Here is a 10,423-nt window from a genome sequence, read left to right on the forward strand (position 1 = left end):
ATCCTCATGCCGTCTTTCGCCGTCCATCGCACGCCGTCTGGAAACGTCTTCGCATATCCGCTAAGCGCCCTCCATGTCGCAGAAAGTCCGCATCGCCGTGCTGGGAGCGTCGGGGTACACCGGCGCCGATCTCGTTCGCCTCGCGCTCACGCATCCGAACATCGAAATCGCCGCGCTCAGCGCCAATGCGAAGGCGGGTCAGGCGATGGCGGACGTGTGGCCGCACTTCGCCCACGTGCCACTCCCCGGTCTCGCCCGCGCCGAGGAGATCGACTGGGCGGGCATCGACGCCGTGTTCGGCTGCCTGCCGCATGCCGCCTCCGCCGCGCTGCTTTCAACGCTCGTGGGCCCGCGCATCATCGACCTGTCGGCGGATTTCCGGCTGAACGACGCGAAGACCTACGCCGAATGGTACGGCAACGAGCACCCCGCGCCGGAGCTGCTGCCCGATGCGATCTACGGCCTCACCGAATACGCCGCCGAGCTTCTCCCCGCCGCGCGGATCGTCGCCTGCCCCGGCTGCTACCCGACCGCCGCGCTCCTCGCGCTGCTCCCCCTCCTCGAATCCGGCCTCATCGGCCACGAGCGGATCACGATCAACGCCCTCTCCGGCGTCTCCGGCGCGGGCCGCAGCCTCAAGGAAGCGAACCTCTTCACAGAGGTCGCGGAGGCCGTGCACCCTTACGGCATCGGCCGCCACCGCCACATGCCGGAGATCGAGCAGGAGCTTTCGAAGCGCGCGAACGGCGCCGTCACCATCAGCTTCACGCCGCATCTCGTGCCGATGAACCGCGGCGAGCTTGAAACCATCACGGTCGAACTGATGCCCGGCAAGTCCGCCTCCGATCTCCGCGCCGCGCTCGGCCACCGCTATGCCGCTGCGCCGTTCGTGCACCTGCTGCCCGAGGGCAAGGCTCCGGCGACGCGCATGGTGCGGGGCTCCAACCACTGCGTGATGAACGTGTTCGAGGATCGCATCCCCGGCCGCGCCATCGTCATCGTCGCCATCGACAATCTCGTGAAGGGCTCGTCGGGCCAGGCGATCCAGAACATGAACCTGATGTTCGGCCTTCCCGAAACCACCGGGCTCCTGCAGGCGCCGCTCTTCCCATGATCGTTACAGACCGTTTGAAACTCCGCCCCTGGCGCGAGTCCGATCGCCTGCCGTTCCGCATGCTCTGCGCCGACAAGCGCGTCATGGAGCACCTCGGCGGCCCCCGCAGCGCGGCAGACGCCGACGCCGCCATGGAGCGCATGATCCAGAGCGAGAAAGAGCGCGGCCACTGCTTCTGGGCGATCGAGCGCAAGGCGGACTTCTCGTTCATCGGCTTCTGTGGGCTTCTCCTCTGCGAAAAGCCCGGCACGCCCGTTGACGGCGAGATCGAGATCGGCTGGCGCCTGCGGCACGATTGCTGGGGCCAGGGCTTTGCCAAGGAAGCCGCCTACGCGAGCTTCGACTGGGGCTTCGCCAATCTCGATGTCGAGCGCATCATCGCGATCACCATGTCGGAAAACACGCGCAGCTGGGGGCTGATGGACCGTCTGCGGATGCGCCGCAGGCCCGAGCTGGATTTCTACGAAACCTCCGCCACCACGGGCGGCCAGGAAACGCGCATCATCACCTATTCCCGCTCGCGCGCCTGGGATTGATCTCTCCCGAAGGACGAACACGAATGCCGGTTTACAGCTACGAGGGCACCGTGCCCGAGATCGCCGAGGATGTTTTCATCGCCCCCGGCGCGCACGTGATCGGCAATGTGAAGATCGGCGCGGGCTCCAGCGTCTGGTACAACTGCGTCGTGCGCGGCGACGTGGGTTCGATCACCATCGGCGAAGGCACCAACATTCAGGACGGCACGATCGTCCACATCTCCGGCGGCGCATTCGATACCGTGATCGGCAACCACTGCCTGATCGGCCACACCGCGATCGTCCACGGCTGCACGCTCCATGATCACGCGTTCGTCGGCCTCGGTGCCATCGTCATGGACGGCTGCGTCATCGAAAGCGATGCGATGCTCGCGGCGGGCGCCATGCTCACCCCCGGCAAGCGCATCCCTTCGGGCCAGATGTGGGCGGGCCGCCCCGCCAAGTACGTGCGCGATCTCTCACCCGAAGACATCGCCGGAAACCGCGAGGGGCCGAAGCACTACGCGCGGCTTTCGAAGGCGCACCGGAATCTCCCCGTCGTAAAACCCTAAAGCATCGACTCGCTGACCGTCCACAGCCGCTCGGCGGCGGCAGGATCGATTGCGTGCGGCCACACCCCCACCTTGCCGAGCCCATCGCCCGCCGCGGGCGCCGCGTCGCTCTCCGCCATCACCGGCGAGATGTCCGCGTTCTCGCAGTAAACCCCGCCCATGCCGTCGAGCGCGGGGCTCGTCGCGCACCACACCTGCGTCGCCGCGCCCTGCACTGCGGTTTTCAGCCCCCGTGCCGGATCGATCACCGGGCGGCCGCCCTCGTCCACCACGCCGAGCCGCTTCGGCATCTCCGGCGGCATGTGCTTGGCGAGCCCCGTGTCCATGATCGTGCCCGGATGCACTGCGAACGCCCGCACCCCCTCCGCCTGCCCCCGCGCATCGAGCGCGACCGCGAACAGCACGTTCGCCGTCTTGGACTGGCCATAGGATGTCCACGGGCTATAGGGCCGCCGCTCGAAATCGATGTCGTCGAACACGATCGGCGACAGTCTGTGCCCCATCGAAGAGACGGAAACCGCCCGCGCGCCCTTGGCGGCAACCAGCGCCGGCCACAGCCGCGTCGTAAGCTGGAAGTGCCCGAGGTGATTGGTCGCGAACTGCATCTCGTGCCCGCGTGCATCGCGCGTGAGTTCGGGCAGCGCCATGATCCCCGCGCTGTTGATCAGCATATCGAGCGGCGTGCCGCCCTCCAGAAAGCGCGCCGCGAACGTATCGATCGAGGCCGGGTCCAGTAGATCCATTGCCCAAATCTCGGCATCGATACCGGCAAGCGCTGCACCCGCCCGCGCGACATCGCGCGCCGGCACGATCACGCGCGCACCCGCCGCCGCGAGCACGCGCACCGTCTCGCGTCCCAGTCCCGAATAGCCGCCCGTCACGATCGCGGTCTTCCCCGAAAGGTCGATTCCCGCGATCACGTCGTCGGCGGTCGAGCGCGCATCAAAGCCGGAATGGATCGGTGATTGGGGCGTGGGCACGGCTTGTCTCCAATTTCAGGAGGCGGGCTTGCAATGCGCGCGCCGCGCCGGAATGATCGCGGCCCATGCCCGTAAACGATCCCCCCGCAGCGCCGCATCGTGCCGCCTCCACGTCCATGTCTTGCGCATCGCCCGCACAGAATCAAACATTGTTTGTTTCCAACCGCGACTATTCGAGAAAGCCTCACCAGCCATGACCGCCCGGTACACCCGCCGTTTCGCCCTCGCCGGTATCGGCGCGACTGTCCTCGCCGCCGGCATGCCCGCCCGCGCCGCGAGCGAGATCGTGCGCCGCCTCGAAGAGGTCGAGGCCCGCACCGGCGGCCGCATCGGCCTTTTTGTGCGGAACACCGGCAACGGCCGTGCGATCGCGTACCGCCCGGACGAACGCTTCGCGATGGCCTCCACCTTCAAGGCGGCGCTTGCCGCAGCAGTGATCGCGGGCAGCGAGGCCGGGGATTTCCGCCTCGATCGCCGCATCCCCTACACGGCGGGCGACCTTCTCGAATATGCGCCCGTCACCAAGCGCCACGTCGGTGAGGGCGCGATGAGCATCGAGGCGCTGTGCGCCGCCGTCGTGGAGCTCAGCGACAACACGGCGGCGAACCTGCTGCTGCCCCTCGTCGGCGGCCCTGCCGGGTTCACGCGCTGGCTGCGCGGCATCGGCGACACCGAAACGCGCCTCGATCGCACTGAGCCGACCCTCAACGCCAACACCCCCGGCGATCCGCGCGACACCACCACACCCCGCGCCATGGCCGTCACGCTTGAAAGGCTGCTGGTCTCCGATGCCGTTCTGCCGCAGGCCGCGCGCGACCGCCTCACCGGCTGTATGATCGCCTCGCCCACGGGGCGGGATCGGCTGCGCGCGGGCCTCCCGGTAGACTGGCGTGTCGGCGACAAGACCGGCACAGGCATGAACGGCGCCGTCAACGTCATCGCGATCCTCTGGCCGCCGAAAGCCTCAGCCCCGCTCATCGCCGCGATCTACATGGATGGGTCGAAAGCCCCCCTCGCCGATCTCAACGCAGCGCACGCCGCGCTTGGCGGCTTCATCGCCGCCTGGCACGCGTCCTAGCCGCGCCGCGCCCGCAGGCCCATGCGCGGGCGCTGACGGCGTTGCAGAGGGAACGTTACTTCGCGCCTACCGGAGACCAGCCGAGCCCGTCCCCGTTCACGCCCACGGGAAAGCGCCGCAGCACCTTGCCGCTCGGCCATTCGAGTTCCGCCACCGTGTTCGTTCCCGTCTCCGCCACGAACAGCCGCTTGCCGTCCGGCCGGAACAGGATCGTCACCTGCATCGCCTCGCCCTTGCCGCTCACCGGGATCGTGCGTTCGTGCTTGCCCGTCGCCACGCTGTAAACGCCGAGCGCACCCGCCTGCAGTTCAGAGGTCACGGCGTGCTTCCCGTCCGGGCTGATCGCGATGCGCAGCGGGAACGGCCCCGTCTCGATGCGCCGCACGAGCGTGTCCGTCGCCGTATCGTAAACATGCACCTCGTTCGATCCCCGGCTGGAGATCCACACCTCTTTGCCGTCCGGCGTGATCGCGATCCCCTCCGCCTCGCGCCCGGCGGGCAGATGGCCGACCGTGCGCCCGCTATCGAGATCGATCACACTCGCGCTGCCGCTTTTCAGGTTCGCCGTGTAAGCGCGCGGCCGCGAAGGATGCACCGCCACCATGTGCGACCCCTCTGCGTCTGTCGGGATCGACCGCAGCACACGGCCGTCCGTGCCGTCGATCACCACCAGCGTCTTCGAAGCCTCGGCCGTCGCCACCAGCCGCCCGTCGGCAAGCCAAAGCAGCCCATGCGGCCGCGAATTCGGCCCAATGTCCCACGTCGCAAGCCGCTCACCGCCCGGCACCGCATAAACATCGATCGCCGCAGCACCATAGTTCACCACCGCTGCCCGCGCCCCGTCCGGCGAAAGCGCCACCTCATGCGGATTCGCCCCACTTGCCGAGCGCGCCAACTCCTTCCCGCTCGCCAGATCGATGAAACTCACCGTATCCTCGCCCTTGTTCCCCACAATGAGCGTCTCGGCCGAAGCCGGAAGCGCGGCAATCAGCAGCGCGGCGGTGAAGATGGTACGCATGAAGCTCTCCCGATGTTTCGGGGCATATTGACGTGGATAGGGCGGGAGGTCACCTTTAAGCGACCTCAGACTAATAATAACACACCTACAACACATGACCCGACCGTCGTTTGTTCAAACTCACAGGAAATGAGTGCCGCTCCTTCACTCTCGTAAAAAAGTCGGCACTCGCTCTACAAATCAGAAAACCAGCGCGATTAAAAATCAAGTGAAGGGAAGTTTTCCATATCAGTGGGGACTGAAAATGTTAAGCACGTGCTTTTTGTAACCAATCCACAGCGATTTTCGATGCCCAGCCTTGGCGGTTGGCAATTGACAATTCTACAACAAGTATATCGTCTGTTTTGCCGAGAAGGGGACGAATCAAATCGTAGAGCACCTTCGCATCATGCGAAAATGAATAGACATAGTAGGTATTGCTCGAAAAGCGAAGCCAATCATAACCAGACAAAGCCTTCTGGATCGCCTCCGTTCTTGGGCCATCCTTATAATTTAGCGTAATCGCGAAAAATTTCCCAAGCACTTAGACCTCGCCTTCTTTTAACGCGGGAGGCAAACCGCCAAAATCCTCAATGAGTGGTGTACAACTATCAGGCGTGACCCCCTTCGCGGCCACCTCCATTCTGTGCCATTCTAGTAATTCAGCCCCTTCCAAAAGCGCTAATGCTGGGTTCCGTTCGGCATAAGAGCGGCTTGACTTAATGAACCAAAAAGCGAAGGAAGTCGCTATCGATCCCGCTAAAACCAACCCAAAATTCATCATCAGGCTCTCCGACCATCGCCATACAACAATGCCCCAAATCAGCAATGGAATGGCGGCAATGTAGCTAGTCTTTGAGGTTACACCTTTCCCCAACCGCACATTCCGAGCAGATTCTAAGGCCTTTGTCAGGCCGATGATTGGGTCGTCAGACATCTAGTGAAAATAGCAGATAATCTTGCCGTTCAAAACGGTGTCTTATCGATTTTAAAGTATTACACTTTTGCAATTATTGCGATCTTTTCGACACTCGCTTCGGCGGCTATTTATCCGCCCCCTTCGCCTTCCCCCAGCTCCGCGCCGCCGTGTAGCCAAGGTAGCCGGTGCCGAAGAGCATGTAGAGCGGTTCGGGGATCGCTTCGAGGTAGGCGCCCATCCCATCCCCGATCGCCTTCGCCATCGCCGGGTCGGCGGCGGCGATGAGGCCCATGGGGATGGACCAGAGCAGCAGCACGTACATCACATAGAGGAAGCTCGGCCGCGCGCGGCTCGTCCACGGGTCCGCCGCGTTCGCCTCCGCGATGATCGCGGACATGCGCGCCTCTATCAGCTTCAGTTCGTGGCTGTCTTCGAGCTGGATCAGCTCCAGCTTGGCGCGTTCGCGCGCCTCCTTGTCCGGGATGATGCGGTCGAGCAGCTTGGCGACCGGCGCGATGATGCCGTCAACGAGTGACATGATGGTCCTTTCTTTCCGGGCGGAGGGCTGTCAGGCGTGGAAGTCGCCGATGCGGCCGGCGAGCCAGCCGTAGACGAAGCTTTCGTTCGCGGGCCGCGCCTCGGCGAGTTCGATGTAGCGGGCGCCCTGCAGCGCTTCGAGCGCGCGGAGCAGCACGGTTTCCCCCGCCTTGCCGCGCGTTTGGAGCATCGCTTTCAGCGCGGCGAGCGTTGCCGTGTCGATGCGGCGGGTTTGCGGGATGTCCGGCCAGTCGCGTTCACGGCGGTTGAGCGCGTTCAGCGCGCGCTGGAGGAAGCCGGTGGCGACCGCAGGCCCCATGTTGACGCCGGCGTCGAAAAGCTCCGCCGCGATGCGCGGGGCGAGCGCGTTCACGCGGTCGAAGCCGGTCTCGTGCCAATAGCGTTTCCGGTAGATGTCCGCCGCCGTGCTGCGCGGCAGGTCGCGCACCGCGCCGCCGTAGCCCGCCGCCCGCGCCGTCGCCTCCGTGATGCCGAAGTTGGTGGGGCCGCCCCGGTCGTCCGGGTGGTCGATGTATCCGCCTTCGCGGCGCAGCAGCATTTCGATGAGATCGTCGATGGACGCCATGTGGGCTCTCCTGCTCTTGGGGAGCAGAACGAACCCATATGGTTCCTATTTGTCAAATCCTATCACGAAACCGGCACCACGCACCGTCTCGGTTGTTTCGCTCAAGGGAAAGCTGGTCGGAGCGACAGGATTCGAACCTGCGACCCCCACACCCCCAGTGTGATGCGCTACCAGGCTGCGCTACGCTCCGACCGTGGCCCGCACTTAAGGGCCTTGGCGGGCAAAGGCAAGCCTTGCCCGCCGGGTTTATGCCTAGCTGCCCTGCAGGCTGGTCAGCAGCTTCTGCGCCGCCGGGCGGCTGTCGAACTTCGGCGCCTTCAGCGCTGTTTCCAGCGCCTCCACCGCCTTGCCGCGCTGCCCGTTCATCGCGTAGCCGACGGCAAGGTGGAAGCGCACGTCTGGATCGTTCGGCGTTCCCGCCACCGCCTTCTGGAGCAGGCTGAGCGCCAGCTTCCTGTCCCCCTTGTTGCGGAGGAGCAGCCAGCCATACGTGTCCTGCACCGCCGGCACATTCGGCCCCACCGCATAAGCCTGCTTCCCGGTCGCGAGCGCGCGCTTGTCGCCCACCAGTGAATAGGCCCAGGCGAGGTTGTTGAGCACGGTCACGCTCTGCTCGGCGTTGGGCAGTTTGCGCAGCGCCTCGTAGTTGGCGATGGCCGCCTTGTATTGCCGCTGCTGCATCTGCAGCTCGGCGATTGCCGCAAGCGCGATCGGATCGCGCGGGTTCGCCTTCTGATAGGCCTGCATCATCGTGACGGCCTGCGCGGGCTTGCCGGTCTGCACATAGGCCTGCGACAGCGCGCGCGCGGCTGCGAGGTTGAACTTCGTCTTGCGCGCGGCTTCGAGGTACGGAAGCGCCGCCGCGGCCTGGTTCCGCCCGAGGTAGGCGCGGCCGAGCGCGAGATCGGCGAAATTCTCCTTGGGCGCCTGCTTGCGAAGACGCTCCGCCCACTGCTTCGCCGCGTTCCAGTCACCCTGCCGTGCTTCGAAGAACACGAGCTCGGAATAGACCGGAGTCGGGTCGACACGCGGCATCGTCAGGATGCGCTGGTAGGTCGCGCGCGCCGCTGCGACCTTCTTGTTGGCCTCCTGCGCACGGGCCAGCATCACGCGCGGCTGCGGGCTGTCCGGCTGCGCATTCACGAGCCGGTTCAGAACCGATTCGACCTGGCTCTTCTGACCCGCCGCTTCATAGACGCGGGCCGCCGCCAGCAGGGCCTGCGGCTGCTCGGGGAAGTCGCGCAGGATCGAGGCGACCTCGTCAAGCGCGCGCTTGTTCTGATTGGTGTCGAGGTAGGCATCGGCAAGCTGCACACGCGGGCCGAGCTGCTTGGCATCGACCGCGGCGGCCTGACGCAGCCACTCTACACGTGCGGTCGCATCGCCGCGCCGCGCCGCCGTTACGGCGAGCAACGTCAGCGCACGGCCATCGCGCTTGTTGTATTCGAGCAGCTGCTTCAGCTCGCGCTCGCCCTCGGGAATGCGGTTCGTCGCGATCAGCACCTGCGCAAGGTTGCGCCGCGCTTCGGTGTAGTCGGACTTCTTTTCTAGCGCAGTGCGGAAGCTCGCTTCAGCCTTCTTCGTCTGCCCAATGCCAAGCTCCGCGCCGCCGCGGATGTTGTAGCCCACGGGCAGGTTCGGATAGAGCGTGATGATCCGGTTGCTGGTGACGAGCGCCTTGTCGAACTCACGGTCGCGAATCTGGATCAGCGTCAGCACCATCAGCGCCTGCAGCGACTTGCTGTCGTCCTTCAGGACGTCCATCAGCCCCTCTTCGGCGGACTCGGCGTTGCCCTGAAGGAGCTGCGTCATCGCGAGCTGGGTTTTCAGCTCGCCCGCCTTAGGCGCCTCCGTGACAGCCTTTTGCAGGTACTGCTGCGCTTCGGCCATCTTGCCTTCGCGCGCGAAGGCTGCGCCGTAAAGCGCATAGGTGCGGCCATCGGCAGCGCCGGAATCGATGACCGGCTTCAGCGTTTCGATCGCGCCCCGCGTGTCATTGCCCTTCAGCTGCGAAGCCGCATACAACTTGCGGGGAAGCACAGCGTTCGGCGAAGCGCCAACCACCTTGCCGAAGAAATCGGTGGCCTGCGCAGTGTCGTTCGCCTGATAGGCGAGCATACCCTGCAGCATCAGCGCGGGCACATAGCTCGAAAGCGTGCCCTTCGTGCGCGTCATCAGCTGGCGCGCTTTCTCATACTGGCCGGCGCGGGTTTCGAGGACGGCTTCCAGATAGAGCGCGAGCGGGTGATCCGGAACCAGCCCATTGATGCGCTTCAGATCTGCACGCGCCTGATCTTCACGCTTGAGGTCGCCGAGCGTCGCAGCGCGCTCCAGTAGCGCCTCGATGTTGTTGGGATCAACCTCCAGCGCACGGTTGAAATAGGTGAGCGAGGGTTCAAGGCCCTGCGAACGGCGCACGAGGTCGCCCTTCAGCATCAGGCCCTTCACGTTCGTCGGCTTCGCGGCAAGCACCTGATCGGCCAGCGCCGAAGCTTCCTGCAACTTGCCGTCGGACGCATAGAAGCGCGCGACATCGACCAGCGTTTCCGGGTCTTTCGGTGCGATACGGCGCGCGCGTTCGAACTCGGCACGCGCTTCCGGCATGTTGCGCTGCTGTGTCAGAATCTGGCCGCGCAGCCGCGCCGCATAGGCGGCGAACTGCGGCTCGATCGTCCGCGCGTCGAGCAGGTCCATCGCTTCGCCGTACTTGCGCTGCATCATCAGCGCGTGGGCGCGCAGATGGCGCACTTTCGCCGAAGGGATGCCCGCCTGCATGGCGCGCTCCAGCTCCGTCTGCGCCTGAATGCCGGAGCCGAATTCCAGCGCGACGCGTGCCTGAAGCAGACGCGCCAGCCCGTTATTGGGGTTCGCCTTCAGCGCCTTCATCAGCTGAATGCGTGCGCTGCGATAGTCGCCGGCCTGAAAGAGGCGGAAGCCCTGAACATAGGCATCGTTCGATTCGCTCCGCGCGTCGGCGTACGCCGGGAAGGCGACAATGCCGACGGGAGCTGCAAGCGCGAGGGTCGCCGCTGCAAGCTTTAGGAAGGTCTTGTTCAACATCTTTTTATCCTCGGTAGGACGGTTCGACTTGCCGTGGCCGCGTGCGACCCTTTTTTGATAACCAC

The 10,423-nt window shown here is 65.1% G+C and carries 11 protein-coding genes and 1 tRNA gene; 4 read left to right on the forward strand and 8 right to left on the reverse strand.

The features are described 5' to 3' along the window. Window positions 1–73 precede the first annotated feature (73 nt). The 3 genes from argC to ACE3TJ_RS02360 are packed head-to-tail and all read left to right on the forward strand — an operon-like array spanning window position 74 to window position 2,201. On the forward strand, window positions 74–1,114 hold the full coding sequence (gene argC / locus ACE3TJ_RS02350) for an N-acetyl-gamma-glutamyl-phosphate reductase (RefSeq protein ID WP_374593465.1): 1,041 nt from the start codon (window positions 74–76) through the stop codon (window positions 1,112–1,114). Continuing rightward, window positions 1,111–1,650, forward strand: coding sequence for a GNAT family N-acetyltransferase (locus ACE3TJ_RS02355; protein ID WP_374593467.1), 540 nt, complete (start codon window positions 1,111–1,113; stop codon window positions 1,648–1,650). Before argC ends, ACE3TJ_RS02355 begins: the two co-directional genes overlap by 4 nt. Before the next feature lie 23 nt (window positions 1,651–1,673). Beyond that, window positions 1,674–2,201: a gamma carbonic anhydrase family protein gene (locus tag ACE3TJ_RS02360; protein ID WP_374593469.1), complete on the forward strand. Its 528-nt coding sequence runs from the start codon at window positions 1,674–1,676 to the stop codon at window positions 2,199–2,201. On the opposite strand, the gene ACE3TJ_RS02365 is transcribed toward ACE3TJ_RS02360, so the two are convergent. After that, window positions 2,198–3,181: an oxidoreductase gene (locus tag ACE3TJ_RS02365; RefSeq protein WP_374593471.1), complete on the reverse strand. Its 984-nt coding sequence runs from the start codon at window positions 3,179–3,181 to the stop codon at window positions 2,198–2,200. The genes ACE3TJ_RS02360 and ACE3TJ_RS02365 overlap by 4 nt on opposite strands. A 193-nt stretch (window positions 3,182–3,374) precedes the next feature. Here ACE3TJ_RS02365 and bla point away from each other — a divergent pair, with 193 nt between their 5' ends. Further along, window positions 3,375–4,259 (forward strand): class A beta-lactamase, encoded by an 885-nt coding sequence (gene bla, locus ACE3TJ_RS02370; protein WP_374593473.1) that lies wholly within the window; start codon window positions 3,375–3,377, stop codon window positions 4,257–4,259. Window positions 4,260–4,314: 55 nt separating this feature from the next. Here bla and ACE3TJ_RS02375 read toward each other — a convergent pair whose 3' ends face one another. The 7 genes from ACE3TJ_RS02375 to prsT all read right to left on the reverse strand — a co-directional run bounded on the left by ACE3TJ_RS02375 (window position 4,315) and on the right by prsT (window position 10,358). Then, on the reverse strand, window positions 4,315–5,277 hold the full coding sequence (locus tag ACE3TJ_RS02375; protein WP_374593475.1) for a YncE family protein: 963 nt from the start codon (window positions 5,275–5,277) through the stop codon (window positions 4,315–4,317). A gap of 247 nt (window positions 5,278–5,524) precedes the next feature. Next, window positions 5,525–5,800: a hypothetical protein gene (locus ACE3TJ_RS02380; RefSeq protein WP_374593477.1), complete on the reverse strand. Its 276-nt coding sequence runs from the start codon at window positions 5,798–5,800 to the stop codon at window positions 5,525–5,527. Continuing rightward, on the reverse strand, window positions 5,801–6,193 hold the full coding sequence (locus ACE3TJ_RS02385; RefSeq protein WP_374593479.1) for a hypothetical protein: 393 nt from the start codon (window positions 6,191–6,193) through the stop codon (window positions 5,801–5,803). A 106-nt stretch (window positions 6,194–6,299) separates the two neighbouring features. Continuing rightward, window positions 6,300–6,713, reverse strand: coding sequence for a holin family protein (locus ACE3TJ_RS02390; protein WP_374593481.1), 414 nt, complete (start codon window positions 6,711–6,713; stop codon window positions 6,300–6,302). A gap of 30 nt (window positions 6,714–6,743) precedes the next feature. Next, the gene (locus ACE3TJ_RS02395) at window positions 6,744–7,298 is read right to left on the reverse strand and encodes a glycoside hydrolase family 108 protein (RefSeq protein ID WP_374593483.1); all 555 of its coding nucleotides are present in this window, start codon (window positions 7,296–7,298) and stop codon (window positions 6,744–6,746) included. Window positions 7,299–7,411: 113 nt separating this feature from the next. Continuing rightward, a tRNA-Pro gene (locus ACE3TJ_RS02400) sits at window positions 7,412–7,488 on the reverse strand. Between the two features lie 62 nt (window positions 7,489–7,550). After that, window positions 7,551–10,358, reverse strand: coding sequence for an XrtA/PEP-CTERM system TPR-repeat protein PrsT (gene prsT, locus ACE3TJ_RS02405; protein WP_374593485.1), 2,808 nt, complete (start codon window positions 10,356–10,358; stop codon window positions 7,551–7,553). Window positions 10,359–10,423 lie beyond the last annotated feature (65 nt).

Source organism: Sphingosinicella sp., from assembly GCF_041916975.1.
In the GTDB taxonomy this organism is placed as follows: domain Bacteria; phylum Pseudomonadota; class Alphaproteobacteria; order Sphingomonadales; family Sphingomonadaceae; genus Sphingosinicella.

What these genes read in the sequence shown, in the direction of transcription:
- ACE3TJ_RS02385 (WP_374593479.1), bottom strand. Translation starts at nt 6,193, where the DNA reads ATGTCTGACGACCCAATCATCGGCCTGACAAAGGCCTTAGAATCTGCT.
- bla (WP_374593473.1), top strand. Translation starts at nt 3,375, where the DNA reads ATGACCGCCCGGTACACCCGCCGTTTCGCCCTCGCCGGTATCGGCGCG.
- argC (WP_374593465.1), top strand. Translation starts at nt 74, where the DNA reads ATGTCGCAGAAAGTCCGCATCGCCGTGCTGGGAGCGTCGGGGTACACC.
- ACE3TJ_RS02395 (WP_374593483.1), bottom strand. Translation starts at nt 7,298, where the DNA reads ATGGCGTCCATCGACGATCTCATCGAAATGCTGCTGCGCCGCGAAGGC.
- ACE3TJ_RS02390 (WP_374593481.1), bottom strand. Translation starts at nt 6,713, where the DNA reads ATGTCACTCGTTGACGGCATCATCGCGCCGGTCGCCAAGCTGCTCGAC.
- ACE3TJ_RS02360 (WP_374593469.1), top strand. Translation starts at nt 1,674, where the DNA reads ATGCCGGTTTACAGCTACGAGGGCACCGTGCCCGAGATCGCCGAGGAT.
- ACE3TJ_RS02355 (WP_374593467.1), top strand. Translation starts at nt 1,111, where the DNA reads ATGATCGTTACAGACCGTTTGAAACTCCGCCCCTGGCGCGAGTCCGAT.
- ACE3TJ_RS02375 (WP_374593475.1), bottom strand. Translation starts at nt 5,277, where the DNA reads ATGCGTACCATCTTCACCGCCGCGCTGCTGATTGCCGCGCTTCCGGCT.
- prsT (WP_374593485.1), bottom strand. Translation starts at nt 10,358, where the DNA reads ATGTTGAACAAGACCTTCCTAAAGCTTGCAGCGGCGACCCTCGCGCTT.